Source organism: Nocardioides immobilis, from assembly GCF_003515065.1.
Classification (GTDB): domain Bacteria; phylum Actinomycetota; class Actinomycetes; order Propionibacteriales; family Nocardioidaceae; genus Nocardioides; species Nocardioides immobilis.
On record NZ_QXGH01000043.1, the window covers coordinates 1 to 18,660 of the forward strand.

15 protein-coding genes are annotated in these 18,660 nt (G+C 67.6%); 7 read left to right on the forward strand and 8 right to left on the reverse strand.

Features of this window, described 5'->3' with window-relative positions; genetic code table 11:
* Positions 1-499 precede the first annotated feature (499 nt).
* Positions 500-1,021 (forward strand): hypothetical protein, encoded by a 522-nt coding sequence (locus D0Z08_RS31780; RefSeq protein ID WP_147381570.1) that lies wholly within the window; start codon positions 500-502, stop codon positions 1,019-1,021.
* A 107-nt stretch (positions 1,022-1,128) separates the two neighbouring features.
* On the opposite strand, the gene D0Z08_RS28640 is transcribed toward D0Z08_RS31780, so the two are convergent.
* Positions 1,129-1,887, reverse strand: a complete 759-nt coding sequence (locus D0Z08_RS28640; RefSeq protein ID WP_182481554.1) for a S1 family peptidase — start codon at positions 1,885-1,887, stop codon at positions 1,129-1,131.
* A gap of 376 nt (positions 1,888-2,263) precedes the next feature.
* Positions 2,264-2,761 (reverse strand): P-loop nucleotide/nucleoside kinase family protein, encoded by a 498-nt coding sequence (locus tag D0Z08_RS28645; protein ID WP_118928706.1) that lies wholly within the window; start codon positions 2,759-2,761, stop codon positions 2,264-2,266.
* An 814-nt stretch (positions 2,762-3,575) separates the two neighbouring features.
* On the opposite strand from D0Z08_RS28645, the gene D0Z08_RS28650 reads away from it, so the two are divergent.
* The 5 genes from D0Z08_RS28650 (at position 3,576) to D0Z08_RS28670 (ending at position 10,206) form a co-directional block, all read left to right on the forward strand.
* A complete protein-coding gene (locus tag D0Z08_RS28650) occupies positions 3,576-4,073 on the forward strand; it encodes a SigE family RNA polymerase sigma factor (protein ID WP_118928707.1) in 498 nt (165 codons plus the stop codon).
* On the forward strand, positions 4,070-5,098 hold the full coding sequence (locus tag D0Z08_RS28655) for a hypothetical protein (protein WP_118928708.1): 1,029 nt from the start codon (positions 4,070-4,072) through the stop codon (positions 5,096-5,098). Before D0Z08_RS28650 ends, D0Z08_RS28655 begins: the two co-directional genes overlap by 4 nt.
* A gap of 30 nt (positions 5,099-5,128) precedes the next feature.
* Positions 5,129-6,166, forward strand: a complete 1,038-nt coding sequence (locus D0Z08_RS28660; RefSeq protein ID WP_147381571.1) for a hypothetical protein — start codon at positions 5,129-5,131, stop codon at positions 6,164-6,166.
* A 390-nt stretch (positions 6,167-6,556) separates the two neighbouring features.
* The gene (locus tag D0Z08_RS31785) at positions 6,557-7,054 is read left to right on the forward strand and encodes a hypothetical protein (protein ID WP_147381572.1); all 498 of its coding nucleotides are present in this window, start codon (positions 6,557-6,559) and stop codon (positions 7,052-7,054) included.
* 1,226 nt (positions 7,055-8,280) lie between these two features.
* Positions 8,281-10,206 carry a S41 family peptidase gene (locus D0Z08_RS28670; RefSeq protein WP_182481555.1) on the forward strand — a complete coding sequence of 642 codons (1,926 nt, stop codon included), beginning with the start codon at positions 8,281-8,283 and terminating at the stop codon, positions 10,204-10,206.
* Positions 10,207-11,006: 800 nt separating this feature from the next.
* Here the strand turns inward: D0Z08_RS28670 and D0Z08_RS28675 are convergent.
* The 4 genes from D0Z08_RS28675 to D0Z08_RS28690 are packed head-to-tail and all read right to left on the reverse strand — an operon-like array spanning position 11,007 to position 15,872.
* Positions 11,007-11,384: a universal stress protein gene (locus tag D0Z08_RS28675; RefSeq protein WP_118928712.1), complete on the reverse strand. Its 378-nt coding sequence runs from the start codon at positions 11,382-11,384 to the stop codon at positions 11,007-11,009.
* Positions 11,385-11,430: 46 nt separating this feature from the next.
* On the reverse strand, positions 11,431-13,494 hold the full coding sequence (locus tag D0Z08_RS28680; RefSeq protein ID WP_118928713.1) for a tripartite tricarboxylate transporter permease: 2,064 nt from the start codon (positions 13,492-13,494) through the stop codon (positions 11,431-11,433).
* Positions 13,495-13,504: 10 nt separating this feature from the next.
* A complete protein-coding gene (locus D0Z08_RS28685; protein WP_118928714.1) occupies positions 13,505-14,704 on the reverse strand; it encodes a Bug family tripartite tricarboxylate transporter substrate binding protein in 1,200 nt (399 codons plus the stop codon).
* A gap of 58 nt (positions 14,705-14,762) precedes the next feature.
* Complete coding sequence (locus tag D0Z08_RS28690) at positions 14,763-15,872, reverse strand: PrpF domain-containing protein (protein ID WP_118928715.1); 1,110 nt, start codon at positions 15,870-15,872, stop codon at positions 14,763-14,765.
* Positions 15,873-16,066: 194 nt separating this feature from the next.
* On the opposite strand from D0Z08_RS28690, the gene D0Z08_RS28695 reads away from it, so the two are divergent.
* A complete protein-coding gene (locus D0Z08_RS28695) occupies positions 16,067-16,984 on the forward strand; it encodes a LysR family transcriptional regulator (protein ID WP_182481556.1) in 918 nt (305 codons plus the stop codon).
* A gap of 733 nt (positions 16,985-17,717) precedes the next feature.
* Here the strand turns inward: D0Z08_RS28695 and D0Z08_RS28700 are convergent.
* Positions 17,718-18,050 carry a WS/DGAT domain-containing protein gene (locus D0Z08_RS28700; RefSeq protein ID WP_118928717.1) on the reverse strand — a complete coding sequence of 111 codons (333 nt, stop codon included), beginning with the start codon at positions 18,048-18,050 and terminating at the stop codon, positions 17,718-17,720.
* Positions 18,010-18,660 carry a CoA transferase subunit B gene (locus D0Z08_RS28705; protein ID WP_118928718.1) on the reverse strand — a complete coding sequence of 217 codons (651 nt, stop codon included), beginning with the start codon at positions 18,658-18,660 and terminating at the stop codon, positions 18,010-18,012. The genes D0Z08_RS28700 and D0Z08_RS28705 overlap by 41 nt, the downstream gene beginning before the upstream one ends.

An 18,660-nucleotide genomic window follows, 5' to 3' on the forward strand; every position in this document is an offset into this window, starting at 1 on the left:
TCCCACGACCAAGACCCGGAGAACCGGCGGCACCAGCGCCGGCGATCGCGCACGCCCGAAACGGATCCCGATCAGCGCCACGGCACCGAACCGCTCAGCGAGCCGCCCCGTGAAACGTCGAGGCTAGTGGTCATCTGCGGCGGCCACCCTCCTCGTGCAAGTGGCAACCTGAGCGGCCCGTGCGCGTTGTGGAGGACCACGGCTGGCCGCCACTGTCGATTGCCGTTCAGTCGGCTCCATCTCGTGTGGTCACGCACAAGGTGTCAAAGTGGGAGGAAAGAGTCTTTGGTTCGTCCAACGAGGAGCAACGTTGATCACAAAAGAGGCAGAGCAAGGCGCTTGGCTCCGTCAATGGCTCAAGGAGTCATGGCAATCGCTGCGGTCAATACCGGCTCACGTCCCGGGGTGGCTGCCGCTCCTCATAATTTGCTACGCGGCAGTGCACGGTCTCGCACCCAGCAGTTTGGGGCCGATATCCATCGAAGACAATCAGGATGCAATGGTTGCTGTGCTGACCCTTTGCCTATATGTCATCGGCGACGTTATAGACAAGCCGCTCTGGAAATTGTACGACTTCCGCTTCGGGTCGAAGAGGTTTGAAACTGCCAGAGAGCGAGCCCGCGACAGCTTGAAAATTGGGAAGGGTAGCTATCGGGTCGCCAAGGCGCTCTGCGTATCAGCTGGCAAGTACGCAGGGTCAAGGATCGAATGGCAGAACGAAGGGGCCAAGTTTTTTCGCAGTCTGGTCCTACCCGCCTCAGCAGTGGGCTTTGCGCTGCTAGTTCGGGGGCACCAAGGGTTCGGTGTTCTCGCTCTGTCTGTTGGCGTTCTGCTGATCCCGTCCTACGTCTCGTTGAAGGCGCGCCACATAGCGAACCTGTATGAGCGGGCTGCCTGCCTTGCGACCGAAGAGTCTTGCGAGGCGCACGACCTCGGGAGATCGCGACTCGTGTTCTGGGAGGGTGAACTGGTTGGCTCCGGTTTGCCGTCGAAGCCAGTGCCTGATTTCCAGTCGCAATAGCAAGTGTTGGGCTCCGGTGCCCAGCGGAGGACGTGCGTCTTATCGCCGCGTGTCCGCGCGCATCGATCCTGACCGCGATCCCGTCCGACGGCGAAGCTGGCAAGGCCTCATCGCTTCTTGCGCGGGTGCGCCTTCTTCGGCTGCGGCGGCAACGCCTTATACCTATCGGGCTCGATGCCGTTACGGACGAGGAGCTCGACTACGTCCTGGCTGGGTGTTACAAGGGTCAACCCGACCGACTGGGCGCCAACGCCGCCCGCCAGAGGACTAAGCTTCCCGGCCACTAGCACGCCCACCAGGGCGCCGTCGGAGACCCGGTAGACCGGGCCGCCGCTGTTTCCGCCCGTGGCCGTGAGATCGCAGAGGTGCCGCATTCCTGCATCGGGATCGGCGGGATCGAGTGGGGCAAACTTGCTGGCCAGGGTGCCGGCCGTGGTCACGAGCGCGGGGGCCGCGAGCGGGAATCCGCTCGTCGCCACCTCAGTGCCGTCCGCCAGCCGGCCTTTGGCGATCTTGAATGGCCCCGTACGGCCCTCGTCCAGTTCCTCCGTGGAGCCTCCGTTCACGGGGGCGACAGTGACGGTGAGGGCGACCGATGTAGCGTCCGGAGGCATCCGGAGTTCGAGCAGTGCGAGGTCGCTTCTGGCGTCCTCATCGAGCAGGTCACAAGGGATGTAGATGAAACTGGCATGGACTTGAACATCGGCACGGTCGACATCCGGACCGGCAAGGCCGGCGTGAAGTTCCCAGCCGCTTGGCACCGCATCAATGACGTGCTTCGCTGTGACGGCGTGCCTGCCCTGCCCCGTGAGAAACGCCGACCCAATTACCCGCATCGAGCCGTCAGCGGGATTAACGACCACCATTTGTGACACTGACCGCCGGACTGCTCTGATCGTGTCTTGAAGTCGCATACCTTGAGATTGCCATGGGAGGCTGATTGCCGCGCCGGATTCGCGACCATCGCAGGGCTAGCTTCGAATCACGGTTGAATCAAAGCGCTGTCGCTCCGCTTCCGCCGCGCGCCCTTGGTGGCAGTCATTAAGTGGAGGCCTTCTGCCGGTCGGGCGTGGGCGAGCGTCGCTCCGCGAGCCGGCCACCTCGGCCCACTCTGGAGATGGTTGACTGCAGCCGCCGACTTGTGGTGCGTCACTTCGCCGCGAAGCGGCATCGTCCCATTCCGCCACCGACCCGGCATCGTCGAAGCGCCTAGTAATCCCAATTTGCGCTCGCGTTAGATCGTCAGGTGGAACCGGCGTCCCCAGGCGAACGGTCAAACAACCTCTGCTCCTCAGCATCGGGCAGTTGGAACAGACCTTCGTATGACTGCAGCACTTCCAGCGTGAGTGGAACTGAGGTGGGACCGGGTGCTGCGTTCCTAGCAGCCAGTCGTAGCCACCGTTCGTCAATCGGAACGTCAAGAACGACCAGCTCGATCCCGACGCCGTGGCCCCTGGCCCAGTCGCGTTTGGCGTCGCGATCCGACTTCAACCAATGGCCCGACTCGATGATCGCTATGCCGCCGGCAAGAGTGATGTCCCTAGCCAACCGCCACTGGAGCTCTTCCACGCGCTCGCGCACAGCGTCGTCGAAGAAGTCACCGCCCAAGAACGCGATCCACTCGTCTGGACACAAGCGAACTGCCCGCCGATCCTGCGCCAGGCCCTTGGCCGTCGTCGTCTTGCCCGAGCCTGGAAGGCCGCAAAGCAACACGATCGTGCCTCGCCTCGAGTCCGCCATACCCACGACGGGCAGCCTCGCACGAGAGGAAGGGCCGGGACGACCGACTTTTCGGCCGACACCTGCCGCGGGGCGGATGCGTCATAGCGCCGCCAATGGGAGACGGCCGGCGTTGCCAAGGCATGTGGTCGGGTGGAATCGTGTCGCTCCCGAAGAACTCCCCACGACCATCGTCCAGGTCGAGTCTCGCCGAGATGCAGCGAGGCCGGGGGAGTACCGTTGTGACCACGATGCTCGCGACCCAGGGCATCGTCCCAGTTCAGATGGTGGTTGGCTGAGACGGAACGAGAAACCCCGAGCGCCTTGCGCTCCGCGCACCAGTGCAGAGGGTCAGGGGTTCGAGTCCCCTCAGCTCCACTGTGATGAGTCGCGACATGGGTGACACCTGAGTCGCGACATGTGTGTCAGTCAGAGAGCTCCCGGCCATCGGCCGGGGGCTCTCTGAACCGTCACGGATTTTATTGCCGCTCGGTTGTGATGCTGCCGACGGGTTGTCGGGCAGCGTAGTGCGTGTCCAGATCGCGCGACGACCGCAGCGAGCCCCCGGGGCGCGGCCCAGGACGCGTCACCGCAAGGGGATCCCGCCGCTACGGGACCGGGGGGCAGGCGACTCCTCTCCACTCAAACCACTTCGTGGTCGGACGGTCCGCCGAGCCAGACTCCGCCGTAGTAGCGGACGCTGGGTCACCCGAGCAGTCAGCGGCAGATGGTAGGGCTTTGCTGCGGGGCAACCCTTTTGGGTGTAGACCGCGTAGTAGAGCGAAGGCAGTTCTGTTCAGGTCCGCTCGGGCCGGTCCCCGAAGAGGGTGATGGCATGGCCAGCGACGTGGAGTTCGACGAGTTCGTCGTCGCCCGCTCGCCCGCGCTGCTGCGCACCGCCTACCTGCTCACTCGCGACCTGCAGCTCGCCGAGGACCTGCTGCAGACCGCGCTGACCAAGGCCTGGTTCGCGTGGAAGCGGATCGACGGCGATCCCGAGCCGTATGTGCGCCGCATCCTGGTGAATTCCTCGGTCTCCTGGTGGCGCAAGCGCTGGACCCACGAGACGCCCATCGGTGTCGTGCCCGAGCCGCTTCCCGGAAGCGAGGTGCCGGTCGACGTTCACGACCTGACGCAGGCGCTGGGCCGACTGCCCCGCCGCCAGCGTGCCGTGGTGGTGCTGCGGTATGTCGAGGACCGCACCGAGTCCGAGACAGCGGCGCTGATGGGCTGCTCGGTCGGCACGGTCAAGAGCCAGTGCTCCAAGGCGCTGGCGAAGTTGCGGGCGGACGTCGCACTCGGCGTGCCCGCCGATGAGAGGAGCGCGCTGTGAACCCCGACCTCAGCCCGCTCGCCCAGCATGCTTCTCTGCTCGACGGGCAGCGTCCCGAGCGCCTCGCGGAGGTGCACGAGCGCATTGGCGTGGCCAGCAAGCGACGCCGACGCTCCGCACTTAGCGCAGCCGCAGTCGCCGCCGCAGCGGTCGTCGCGGTGGTCGCAGTGGCGACGGGTGTTGTCGACCAGCGCGGGGCCGAACCGCCCCCGGTCGCTCCGTCACCGTCGATCACGCAGGACCAAGTGACACGACGGTTCCCGGCCCTGAGTCCGGAAGAGATCCGTCGGCATCGCGATGCCAAGGTCTCCTCCGACGCCGACTTCCCTGCGACGGCATCCGCAGTGGCCGCGCGCATCTGGTCGGTGTGTCTGGATGAATGCACTCGAGCCACCACCGAGCATGTTCGCGGGGAACTGCAGACGGCGCTCGAGGTGAGCCACGACGACTTCGCGACCGGCGCGCTCTACGCCCTCGATGGGTCGGAGAACATCTCCCACGCCGTGGACGACGCGTACCTCGTTGACGGCCTCGACGGGCCGACTCTCGTCGACTCGCGAGGACATCGCCGCCCTCTCCAGCCCGGCGCGTCCGTGCCCATCACCGAGGTTGCTGGACCCTTGGTCTACAGCGGGTCGGGACTGGCATACATCGACATGAACGCGAGGCAACTGCACGTCATCGAGGGCCGATACTGGGACTGGCAGGGAGCAGCCGACACCTGGTTCTGGGGGACGGCCTGGCTCGTGCCAAAGGGAACGGTGACGCGCCAGGCGGCGGTATGGCGCCGTGCCGACGGCACGTTCGCTGTCGAGGTGCTCCCGATCGGGGACAGCGAGTGCAGTTCGGGAATGCTCGCGGCGGGGACACCCGGCACCTTGGCGGTGGTCGAGCACTGTGCGTCCCCGCGCTTGGCGCACATCAGCACGGACTACGGCGCGACCTGGCAGATCCGTGAAGTTCCGTCGGAGGTGGACTCCGGGGGCAGCCTCCCCGCCGATTGGGCCACCTGGCCCACTCCTTGACACGACGCCTGACTGCGACAGGGGACCATCATGATTCGACCCCGCTCAACGCCTGGCCAGCGCGCCGCGCTGGCGGCCATCGCCGTGCTGCTCACCGCATGCAGCGGCAACGAAACGCAGCCGTCCCCGTCGACGGGGCGCCAGGAACCGGTGAAGGAGCCTGATGTCGGTCCGACGCGACCGCTGGCCTATGCGATCGGGGGAACGATCCACTACGGCGACCGCACCATCGACGTCGGCGAGGAGGTGCAGTTCCTGACGGTGACCGATGACGGTGTGGCGTTCGTCCGCGAGCCCCTTCGCGGGCAGCCGGGCGCCAAGCCGCTGTGGTTCACCGACGGATCCACCGTGGAGCGGATCGGCACGACCTACGGGTCGCCCGCCCGGGGCTACACGGTCGAGGCCGCCGACACCGGGTCGCTCCTGATGGTGCGGCCGTCCTTCGTCGTCATCGACACCAGCACCGGGCTTCCCATACACCGCGACTCTGCCTCGTACGGCGGCACCGACGTCGTCGTGCTCAGCGTGCACGACGACGCGATCTACTGGGTCGACCCGGCCGACACTCCGTGCGAGCTCGCCGACTTCTACCGGGAGTGCCTTCGTTACCGGTGGGTGGTGAGGTACGACGTCGCCGCCGACTCGATTGCGCGGTGGACCTGGGCGCGCTACGACGAGGACCTGCGCAGCAGACCCCGCACGATCGTGGGTGAAGACCGCGGGACCCCGCCGGTTCCCGGCACGTTCCCCATGGACCCAGTCTTCGACCGGCAGGGCACGGACCTGATCGCCCGGTACTACGACGGCGCGGGGGAGTTCACGCTCAGGGAGGCGCGCACGGGCGAACCCATCCGCCTCCGGGTGCCGTCCGGAGCCACAGAGGCGACGCGCTTCGAGTTCTCGCAGTGGCTGGACGACGACCACCTCGTCCTGTTCGCCTACACGTCTTTCGGCTCGGAGCTCGCCGACGAGGGCGACATCTTCGTCTGTGCCCTGTCAACCGGCAACTGCCGGCTCGAGCTGCAAGGGCAGCCCGGGACGGCGTACCAGCTCCCTTCTCTGGACTAACCGCACAAGGAGACCATCATGGTTCGACCCAGCCCAATACCTGGCCTGATCGCGCTCGCGGCCTCGCCATCTCCGAGAACGACGGCATCGAAACGGGATGACGTGAGTTGGTCGTGGCGCCTCGCCTCTGCCGCGACATTGCTGCTCCTGGTTACTAGCTGCGGCACGACCGCGTCTGACGAGGACGCCGGTGACGGTCCCAGCGCACCATCGTCGACCGCCGCGTCGACGCCCCTCGGGACGGCAGAGCCGCAGGACCCGGTCTTGTCTCCCGGGCCGGGCGAAGTGCTTGAGCTGGACCAGCACGGGTCGGAGTACGTCTTCACCAAGGCTGGGCGCTACGCCGTACGACTGACTCCTGACCTGGTCTACGAGGTCGATTCACCGGACATGTGGGAGGTGCTCGACGGGAGGTTCTTCAGCACCAGCGACTTCTCCGGTGGACGCGGCATCTTCCTCGTCGCCGAGGCTCCGGCCGGCAAGACCTGGCTGCCGGCTCATCCCTGCCGTGACCGCACCCGAGTGCCGGTGGGACCCACGGTTCGTGACCTGGCCGAGGCGCTGGCCACCCAGCCTGTCTTCGAGGCGACCGGACCGGCGTCGGCCGCTATTGCGGGCAGGACCGGTGTGTTCCTCAGACTCACACTCCCCGACCGATTCAAGTGGACCACCTGCGATGGCGGATTCGCCGTGGGATTCACCTCCAAAGACAGGTTTCCCGACTGGTACGTGTACGGGGAGGCCGGGCTCGACGTGAGCTTGTGGATCCTCAATGTCGACGGCCAGCGGTTCGTCATGATTTCCAGGTGTGAGACCGCCTGCTCCGACAAGGACTTCGAGATACTCCGCCAGATGGCAGAGTCCGTAACCTTCATTGGGGCAGGCTGAATCCTGGCAGCGGCTGCTGCCTCGAGCCCCGAACCGGCGCAGTCGGGGCATCCGCACACGCCCGATCCGCACTCACCAGTCGGGGTGCCGACAGCGTCATACCGCCGCGAAGCGGCGATGTCCCATTCCGCTACGGATGCGCTCGGCAGCGTCCTGATCTGCGGCGGGCCACCGCGGACGAGCACAGATCCGTGTGCAGGGTCACGCGGGTCTTCGACGCCTACCGTGGAGGGATGAGCAAGGCGCAGGCGGGGCTCCGATCCGTGCTGCCCGACGTGTGGACAGCCGCTGCGCCACGGCGGACACATTTCGCGCGAGAACGCTGCGTTCCTCACCGCTTCCGGCAACGCCGGGATCTCGTTCGAGACGCAAGGCAGATGCGAGAACGAGGCGTGTGCTGACTTCGGTCGGGAGTTCGCGCCAGACGAGTGGTTTCGCCCGGATGACGGACCGGAGTGAAGGAGACCCCGCTGCTGCCGCGCGGACATCAGTCCGGTGTGCCCCGAAAGAAGCCGGTCCGTCCCGTCGCAGCGAGATCAGACGAACCGAGGGCCGGCCAGACCCTCCCGTCGCGACTGAACGGGAACCAGGTCCGCGAGTTGCCAGAAGGCATCTCGCGAAGATTGATCGCTCCCCAGGTCGTGCACACCCCAAGTAGATAAGGGCCTGTCACGGCCTCACTGCGGATGTTGACCGCAGTGAAGAAAGCTACTGCAGTCTCACCTGCGGGGGCAGCCGCCCATGGTCTTCAGCCCGCCCGCGCGAGCCGCACCGCCAGACGTCCCGACGCAGCGGGCGACGGGCGGTGCCAGCTTGTCGCGTGCCTGGGGCCTCAGCCAGGGAGCCCGACGCGGACGGTAGTGCAGTCGTCCGCGTCTATCCGGCCGTTGGATGTCGTGCGCTGTTCTCCCCCCGGCGTCGGGTTGGCGATACCCGCGGTCTGCGCGGTCCTCCCGCGGCCGTCATCGTCACCGACGCGAGCCCGACCGCTGACCCTCCACGGACTCACGGGCTCCCAGAGGGGCCCCGGACCTTGCGGCGTCGGTCATTGCTCGGGCGAGTTGCCTGTTGGGTAGTTGGAGAGCCGCTGATCGGTCGCCCGTTTGCCGATGCCCATTGGTCTTGCCGGGAACACGATGGAGGCGTCAACCACCCGAACCCGATGTATCTGGCGGGCGTCTAGAGGATCCTCAGAAGGAAGAGCCGTTCCTCTCGAGGAGTCCGCGATGTCCCACCCCGACACCATCGTCCTGACCGGAGACCACGGCCTGGGCACCGTCCGCACCATGCCGCAGTTCCGTACTCATATCGCGCAGGGTCCGCTTACCGACGCCCAGCGCCGGCTCGTCCTCGACCAGGCCGAGATCCTGATCGAGGAGCTCTACGTCCACCTGCCCCTCAAACGCGCCATGCACGCCGTCGACCCGCTGCAGGCGCTGCGCCTCCTGCGGCACCGATTGGCCGAGCTGACCGAGACGGAGTTCCACGTGCAGTTGCAGCGGATCTTCCTCGGCCTGCGCGACCTGCACACCAATTACATCCTGCCGTCGCGCTTCGCCGGCTTCGCGTTCCTCGGCATCTTCCTGGAGCGCTGCGTCGACAACGGGCGGACGGCGTACGTCGTGACGAAGACCTTCGACCACATCTCCGGCGACCCGCAGCTCAAGGCGGGGGTCGAGGTGACGCACTGGAACGGCACCCCGATCCAGATCGCCGTGGAGGCCAACGCCGCGCGGGAGGCCGGCAGCAACAAGGCGGCGCAGCTCTCCCAGGGCCTGCAGAACATGACTCTCCGCGCGATCAACATGTCGCTGCCGCCGGAAGAGGACTGGGTCGACATCACCTACAAGGTCAACGGAGCGACCCACGAGACCCGGGTGCCGTGGCGCGTCTTCGAGTCCTCCGCCGAGGTGACCTCACCCGGAACCCTGCCATCGCTGCCCACCGGCGTCGAGGTCGGTCCGCACCACTTGGTCGGCATGGACCTGCGCACCGAGCTGACCCGCCGGGTGAAGCGCCGACTCTTCGCGCCGGCCTCCCTGAAATCGGGGCCGCCCACCAAGGCCGCGAAGCCCGGCGCCCGCAAGCCCCGCATCGCGGCGCCGCTCGCGGCCGGGCCCGTCCCGACCAACCGTCCCGACGAGCTCAAGGCCCGCGTCGTCGACACCCCGAGCGGCACCTTCGGACACCTGCGGATCTTTACCTTCCACATGCAGGACCAGGACATCAACGGCTTCGTCAGCGAGGTCGCCAGGCTGCTCTCCGTGCTGCCGCAGGAGGGCCTGGTGCTCGACGTCCGCGGCAACGGCGGCGGCTACGTGATCGCGGCGGAGTTCCTGCTGCAGTTCCTCAGCCCGCGCCGGATCACACCTGAGCCGTTCCAGTTCGTGAGCACGCCCGGCACCACCGCACTGGCCAGGACGGTCGCCGATTACAACGACTGGAAGGCCTCGCTGGAGGAAGCGGTGACCACCGGAGCGGCGTACTCCACCGCCTTCCCGCTCTACCCGGCCGACGTCGTCAACAGCGCTGGCCAGCTCTACCAGGGCCCGGTCGTCCTCGTGACCGACGCGCAGTGCTACAGCGCCTGCGACATCTTCGCAGCTGGCTTCCAGGACCACCAGATCGGCCCGGTGCTCGGTGTCGAGGCCAACACCGGCGCCGGCGGCGCGAACGTCGTCACCCACGAAGAACTGCGCGCCGAGTGGACCGATGGAGCGCTCAAGCAGCTGCCCAAGGGGGCGCAGATGCGCGTCTCGCTGCGCCGCTGCCTGCGAGTCGGCTCCCGGTTTGGCCAGCCGGTGGAGGACCTCGGCGTTGTGCCCGACGCACTCCACGCGCTGACCAGGAACGACCTCCTGGAGGAGAACGCCGACCTGATTGCCGCCGCCGGCGCCCTGCTTGCCCAACGAACACCGCGGCTACTGCGCTTCACCTCCGCTGCGGCCGGCACCGGGAAGCGCAAGCTCGCCGTCACCACCGGCTCGCTCGCCAGCATCGACGTGTACGTCAACGGTCGACCGGTCGCGACGACGGCAACCGCCGACGGCAGCACTCAGATCACCGTCCCCGCCGCCGCAGGCAACGTGATCCGGATCGAGGGGTACGACGCGGCCGGGATGCTGGTCGCGGCCAGCCAGCAAGACGTCTGACCGGCAACCCGGGACGTCCGGGAGGCGACGGCGCCATATCAGACGACCTGGCAGGTTGCGATCGGGCTCGACGTTGACTTGGCATCCGCCAGAGTAGGACAGGGAGACGGCGAGAACCGACAGCCGTGAACACGGCTAGGGGTTGGCCGTGGCCGGTCTCCCGGCACTTTGGTCCTCTTCCAATGACGGTTCTCGTCGCCTCGTACCTTCATTCAACTGCCCTGGGCGGACAGACACAATGGCTATGGAGGTGCGGCTCGTGGACGCACTTCCGCCGGTCCGCGATTCCAGGCATAGGAGCGAGCCTGCTCGGCAAGGTGGGCGGCGCGCTTGTCGATCGCCACCCCGTGCCGCGGCACCAGGGGTGCCATCAGGGTCTGCTGCACGAACTGGTGACAGCTGCGAGCTCGACTCATCGCCAACTGCAGCATGAACTGCGGGCTTGACCGCAGTGAAGAAAACCACTGCACTCTGACCTGGGCAAACGTGTTCGCACGTTCTGCGGCGCGTCGCCCCGACGCTCCATGTCGCCAGATGTGGCAGGCATCGTCGAATCTCCAGCCGACGCGTACGGGGAACGGCCGCGGAGATGCGGACGGCGTTGAAGCGGAACTATCAGGCGCGGTTCTGGCAATCTGACTATTCCTGGTTCTCGCCGGAAGTGGCCGTCGAGGCCGACGATCGTGCTGGAGGAATGCCGTCGCTCCGACGAGGCCGAGGTGATGCCGTCGGCGCGTGCCCGAATGTCAGGCGCTACAACCTGTCCCAAAACTTCCTGCTGTCGCGCCTTCCTTGTCCGCTCAGGGGCCTGCCACGGTAGGTTTTACGGCAAGCACGGGGCAGGTGGCGTCGAGCAGGATCCGCTGGGCCGTGCTGCCGAAGACCAGCTTCCCGACCGGGGTTCGTGAGCGGAGCCCCAAGACCACCAGGCGGGCGTCGCGTCGTTGTGCGATCTGGACGACGGTGTCGCTGGGGTCGCCCAGGTCCCCGCGCTCGACTTCGACGCGGCCGGCGATGTCCGGCCAGCGCGTCTCAACCTCCCCCACGTCGGGCGCGGCGTCCCCTCGTACGGCGGGCACGATGATCACGGTCTCCCGCTCGCGAGAGGACTCGGCGACGGCGGCAGCGACGGCGGCGTGTCCGGGCGGGGTGTCGGCGTAGGCGACAACGATGGTCATCGGCGTTCCTTTCGATCGGTCTGTGGGATGGGGAGGGCCGCCGGGGTCACTGCAGCAGGCCGGTCGGCAGGTCGACGGGCAGCAGCGAGGGCAAGGACAGCAGCACGAGGCCCAGGACGAGGGTGTAGACGATCGCCGTCCGGGGGCGGGCGCGGGCGGCGTACAGCAGGAACGCGGGGGTGAAGACCAGCGTCGCTGCGAGGTAGCCGCCCACCATGACGAGGACCAGGAACGCTGCCATGGCTGCGAACGTGCGGGCCGCGATCACCAAGTCGTGGTGCCGGGTCAGGGCAGGGGTGTCGGCGCTGGGCCGGACGCGGGTGGCGAGCCCCGTGGCGCCGGACCCGCCCACAGGCTCGTGGACGTCCTCCACAGGATGACCCCCGGCTCCCCGCAACCTCGCGCGTGCTTCCTGACAGATCAGGACGAGGGCCGCCACCAGACCGAACCCGGCGACGAGGCGAGGCATCAGTCGCGCCTCCTCGGAGAACGACCCGCTCATCCAGAGCGCGCCGCCGAACACGATCACCGCGACGACAGCGACGGCGGCGGACCACGGCGTGCCGGCCAGCGAACCCTCCAGCTCGTCGCCGGCCACGCCCTCGCTCTCGTGCTCGTCCCGGTGACCGTCGTCGGCCGCGCCCGAGGTCGCCCGAAGCTTCTTTACCAGGGACCACAGCACGGGCACCACCAGCAGCGCAGCGAAGGCGAGGACGCCGGGGCGCGTCATCCACTCGGTTCCTTCGTACAGGCTCGCGGTCAGGTAGTAGTAGCGCTCCATCGGGATGGCGAGGACGAAGCCGATCAGGAACGGCGCACGCGGCATTCCGGTGGCCTTGAGGAAGAACCCGGCCACGCCGAGTGCGACCATCACCCACAGGTCGCCGAGCTGGCCGCCCTCCTGGTAGGCGCCGAGCAGCATCACCACGAGAAGGCCGGGCCCGAGCACGGCGAAGGGCACCTTGGTGAGCTTGGCGAGGGAGCCCGTCGCGAGGAAGCACAGGAACGCTCCGGCGACGGAGGCGATCGCGAACGCCCACACGATCAGGTACATCAGGTCGAGGTGGTCGGTGACGATGGCGGGTCCCGGCTGGATGCCGTACGTCAGCAGCATCCCGAGCAGCATCGCGGACGGTACGCCGCCCGGGATGCCGAAGAGGAAGGTCGGGATGAGGTCGCCGGCCTCGACCGAGTTGTTGGCGCTCTCGGGACCGACGATGCCGCGGGGGTCGCCCTTGCCGAACTTGCGCTTGTCCTTGGCGGTGGCGACGGCCTGCCCGTAGGCGAGCCAGGTGCCGGCGGTGGCGCCGACGCCGGGGAGGATGCCGGCCCAGATGCCGATCAGCGAGCCTCGGATGACGTGCGTCCAGTGCGTCAGCCACTCCCGGATCCCGGATCCCCAGCCGCCGGTGAGCGCGACGGGCTTTTCCGTCACGCGCCGCTGACCGACGCGGCTCGCGATCTCGGCGAGTCCGAACACGCCCAGGGCAACCGCGACCAATGAGAGGCCGTCGCTGAGGAAGAGGGAGCCGAAGGAGAAGCGCTCCTCGGCGGTGGTGGGCGAGGTACCGACGAGGCCGAGCAGAAGGCCGAGGAAACCCGCTGTCAGACCCTTGACCACGTTGCCGCGCGAGAGCACGGCGGCGAGGGAGACGCCGAGGACGGTCAGCATGAAGAGCTCCGGGCTGCCGAAGGAGAGCACCAGGGGCCGCGCCAGCGGGATGGCGAGCGTCAGGCCGACCGCACCGATCAGGCCGCCTGCCATCGAGGAGAGGAAGGCCAGCGACAGTGCACGTTTGGCTTGTCCCTGCCGTGCCATCGAGTAGCCGTCGAGCATGGTCACGCTTGCCGATGCGGATCCTGGCGCGCCGAGCAGGACCGCGGCCACAGTGTCCGAGGTGTGCACGACGGCCAGGGCCCCGATGAGCATCGCGAGAGCAGGCTCGGGGTCCATGCCGAAGGTGACCGGGAGGAGGATCGCCACCGCGCCGGTGCCGCCGAGGCCCGGGATCAGGCCGATGACCAGACCGGCCAGCACGCCGATGGCGAGCATGAGGAGTAGTGAGGGATCGGCCAGTGAGCCCAGGGCCGAGAACGCTGCGTCAGTCATGGTGTTGCCCCTAGTCGATCGTGATGTCGTAGTCGGTCTCGAGCAGCTCGAGCACGTCCTCGCGGACGCTGTCGTCCACCTGGTAGGCCTCGTCGATGCGCTCGGCGAGGTCGGGCGAGGCGTCGATCGGGTAGCCCCCGAGTACCTCCGCCGCGGACTTCTGGAACTCGGGATCGGCACCCAGGTCCTCGGCCGTCGACCGCAGCAGCTCGAGTGCCTCGTCGGGCGTCCCCTCCGGGACCCAGAGCGCCTTCTGGTAGGTGTAGGTCAGCGCCAGGATCGCCCGGTACGTCTCGAGCGACTCTGGGTCCGGCTGCCCGCCGTAGAGCTGCTCGTACACCTCCACGACGGTGGGGAGATCGGGGAAGTTGGGATCGCGCACGATCTCGCCCTCATCGTCCACCTGGCCCAGGGAGAAGAGCGGCACGGCGGTGCCGTCCTCCACCAGGGGGTCGACCGCCGGCCCGTACGACGTCGTTGTCTGGTAGTCGATGTCCACCTCGCCACGTTGCAGCGCGAGGTTGACCGGGCCGCGCCCCTCGAACCCGAACGTCGAGTCGACGTCGGCGGAGAGGAGGTCGAAGGCCAGCAAGGTGGTGAGGTCGAGGCTGGTTGCCGCGATGCCGCCGAAGACCAGTGGCTCGTCTCGGTCGACGAGGTCCTCGACGCTGCGCACGCCGGCGCCGGTCCGGGCGTAGACCACTGCCCCGGTGCCGTTGGCCAGGATGGGCCGCAGTTCGGTGAAGTCGTAGCGCACGGCTGGCATCTCGAGGAGGTAGGGCACCACCGTGGAGGCCGTGCTGACCAGGACCTCGGTCCCGTCGGGCTTCGCGGCGGTCATGAAGTGGTTGGTGCCGAGGATGCCCTCACCGCCGTCGTCGTTGACCGGGGCCAGGCCCGGGGATCCCGGCACCGCCTCGGTCAGCTCGGCTCCCACGAAGCGCGCCCAGATGTCCGTGCCGCCACCCTCGGCCAGGGGGATCATCATCTCCACGGTCTCACCGGAGTAGTCACCGTCGGTGGTGGAGGCAGCCGGGTTGAGGAGATCCCCACCGAGCACCGAGACGCCCACCGCCAGCGCCGTGAAGCCGGCCACGATCGCGCCGGCGAGTCGTGGGTTCGGCGCCGGGCGATCGGGGGCTTCCTGCGCGGGACTGACGTCCTGGTCGCCGCTCGCGGCGACGTCCTCTTTGCTGACGTGCTGGGTCATGCGTTCCTCCAGGTCAAGCGAGCCTCGCACGGACGTGCCGTGTCAAGGGAGTGGACGGTCATGCCGAGGCCGACGGCAACAGCGGTGGGTCCGGCAGCACCACGGACCCGTGAGCCAGCCGTCGGTAGGTGCGCACGACTCCGACGACCGGGACACCGTCGCGCTCCTCCACGAAGGTGCCCACGCACCCTGCCGGAGTGCCGAGTCGGAGGCCCGTGGTGGGCCGGACCGCGGGAACGAGGTCGTGCACGACCGTGCCGGAAGCGTCGGCCGCCAGCGTCAGCGCTACAGAGCCGGTGACCGGAACGGCTGGGTGGAAGCGCCCCATCGACAGCATGCGGACGGTCAGGTCGTCGCCTTCGACGCCTTGGGAACTGGGAGTCGAGACGAGCGCGAGCTTCGGGACGGCGCCCGCGACAGCATCCGAGCTCTCCGCCAGTCCCATCAGGACACCCGCTTCACGACGTACGGCGTCGAGCCGGGCCAGCAGCCCTGGGACCAGATCGAGCTCGGCGATGTCCTCATTCCCCCGCACCCCGAAGTCGGAGGCGTTGACCGCAACGACCGGAGCGCCCGCGTCGACCAGCGTGACGGTCACCCCGCCCACGGCGTCCGACAAGACGTCCTGCGTACGACCGGTGGGGAAGAGCCGACCGGTGCTCCGCCCGGCCGGGTCGACGAAACCCATGCGCACCGGAGCGCCGGGGAACGGGACGCCCGGGATGGTCTCGGACGCAGTCTCGTCGAGCACGCCTCCGGGAGTGGGCACGCGCTGCACGATGAGCTGGCTGGTGTTGGTGTTGAGAACCCGCACAGCCGTCTCCGGCTCGTCGGTGGGCACCCAGCCCTCCCGGATCGCGAACGACGCGACCACGGCCGAGCAGTTGCCACAGTTGCTCCCCCAGTCCACTTTTGCCTCTTCGATCCCGACCTGGGCGAACGTGTACTCCACGTCCACACCCACAGCCGACGACGGCGCCAGGATCACCGCCTTGCTCGTGGTCGACGTACCCCCACCCACGCCGTCGACCTGCCGGTGGTCCGGGCTGCCATAGATGCGCAGCAGCACCTCGTCGACAGACAGGTCCGGGACCTGCAGGTCGTCGCGACGGAAGACCCAGCACTTGCTGGTACCACCCCGCATCCAAGTCGCGGCGATCTCGCGCATGTTGCCTCCTGAGACGACGTCCGGACGTTCCGGACCTACTCAGATTGAGGTCGGATGAGTTGTAGCACAATCACGACTTCTCACAGCGTCGTGAAGTATCTCTTCATGCTTGACGCCTTGCCGACGTCCACCCGGGGCGGCGTGGTCGCTCAAGCAGCGCTGGAAGCCTCTTCATGGCCTTGTAGCGGAACTTCATGCACACTCGGGGGGTGCTCGACGTCAAGCGGCTCCAGATCCTGTTGGCGATCGTCGAGGAGGGGTCGGTCACCAGCGCCGCTGCCGCCTTGGGATACACGCCTTCCGCGATCTCCCAACAGCTCCTGAGGCTCGAGCGCGAGGCTGGACAACCGCTCCTCGACCGTCACGCGCGCGGCATGACGGCGACAGACGCAGGCTTGGTGCTCGCCACGCACGCCCGCAAAGTCCTCCGCCAACTAGCGGCCGCGGAGTCGGACCTCGCGGAGATCGCCGGCGTCCGGCGCGGCAGTGTCACCCTGGGAACCTTTCCCACGGTCGGCAGCTCGTTCCTGCCGCTGGCGGTCCGCCGCTACCGCGAGCTCTACCCCAACATCACGCTGACGATCAGCAGTGGTCGCGAGGACCATCTGGTGCGCATGCTGGAAGAGGGCAAGGTCGCCATGTCTTTCCTGTGGGACTACGAGTGGCAACGGATCAACAACGACGAGCTCGTACTCACCGAGCTCTTCACCGACCCCACCGTGCTGCTCGTCGGCTCCACCCACCGCCTGGCCCGACGCCGCACCGTCCGCATGGCCGACCTCGCAGCCGAACCCTGGATCATCCGCGCCGGAGGACACCCAGTCGTTGAGGTGCTGCAGCGCAGCGCCGTGGCCGCCGGCTTCACCCCGACCATCGCCTTCCAGGCCAACGACTACCAGGAGGCCCAGGCCATGGTCAGCGTCGGCCTCGGCATCGCCCTGGCGCCCAGGACCGCCACCGTCAACCAGCACCCCGACGTGCGGGTCGTCTCCCTGGGCGACACCGCACCCCCCAGGCGGGTCCTGGTCGCACATCGACCCGGCCGCGTCCGGAGCGCCGCCGAGCTCGCCCTCCACGACGTCCTGGTCGAGACCGCGTCCACCTACACCTGAGTCAGCGGTTGCGGCCGCGCGTCTCATCGCGAGATGTCGTGCTGCGGGTCTGCTGCACGAACTGGTGACAGCTGCCGTATGAACTGCGGCTTTGACCGCGGTGAACCCGCGTAACGCTGACTGGCCTTGTAATGCACTCAGCGAGGAGATGTTCTCACCGGCGAGAAGCGGAAGTGTGGAGGCCTCGGTCGCCTCCCGAGCGCTGTTGGCGTAGATGGTGAAGAGCACCGGGAGCAGGTTATCGAGCGCATCCTCTGCGCGGACATCGCCGATCATGATCCGGCTGTGCACTTCCCTGCACTCGACTGCCCTCGATACCTAGGTCCCGGTCGGTGTTTTCAGCGCCGGCCGGGGCCGCCCGTGGTCAGCAGCGGCGAGTGTGACATGCGGATCTCCCGCCAGGCCAGAGGTCGAATCGTGCCTCTGGAAGCCCGCGCGAAGGTGGCCGGTCTGACCGAACCGCCGATCTGAACGATGCACAGCCGATGAATAGGGCAAGCGAAACGGCCCCTGACCTGGGCATACATCACTCACCCGTCGTGACTGGCTTTCAGTGGCCGTCACTCAATCCGTGACCAATGCGTGACCTAATCGCCAGACTTTGCGAGTCACCATCTGGTGCTCGCCTGAACCCTGAGACGTACCCCGCCGCGCGGGAGGCGGGGTCGACACCGGCTATCTCCGGGCCGGCGAAGCGCCGGAACCCGGCCGGACCGGTCGACCGCGCGGGCCGTCAGCCCGCGACCGACTTCTCCAATGCCAAAAGCGCCTCGTCGAGGTGGACCAGCATCCGCTGCAGGCTCGGCAGTGCCTTGCGGTCGCCCACGATGCCGAAGGTCATCTGGTCGGCGTACCGCGTCAGCGTGATGTTCATGGCTTGACCCTCCGAGATCATCGACACCGGATAGATGTCGGTCATCTCGGCGCCGTTGGAGTAGAGCGTCTCGCTGGTTGCCGGCACGTTGGAGATCACCAGGTTGTGGTCCGAGTAGGCGTGACAACCGCATGCATCCGGCCGTCCTCGACTACCCGCTCGTACCCGACACGGCCTCGTCGAGTGCGGCACCGGTCAGGGAGCGCACCTGTTCGGAGTCGACGCCTGGCGCGACCTCCCGCAGGATGAGGCCTTCGTCGGTCACGTCGATCACGGCGAGATCGGTGATGATCCGATCGACCACGCCGGCTCCGGTGAGCGGGAGTGTGCACCGCTCGACGATCTTGGGCGTGCCGTCCTTGGCGACGTGGTCCGTGACGACCACGACCCGCCGGGTGCCGGCAACGAGGTCCATCGCCCCGCCCATGCCCTTGACCAGCTTGCCGGGAACCATCCAGTTCGCCAGGTCACCGTTGGCAGCGACCTGGAGTGCCCCGAGGATCGCGATGTCGACATGACCGCCCCGGATCATCGCGAAGCTGGTCGCCGAGTCGAAGAACGATGCGCCCGGCACCGTGGTGACCGTCTGCTTCCCGGCATTGACGAGATCGGCGTCCTCCTCACCGGCGTACGGCGCAGGGCCCATGCCCAGCAGGCCGTTCTCGCTCTGCAGCATCACGCTGACACCGGGCGGCAGGTGATCGGCCACCAGCGTCGGGATGCCGATGCCGAGGTTGACGTAGTCGCCGTCGTTCAGCTCCCGGGCAGCGATCGCCGCCATCTCCTCACGGCTCCAGGCCAT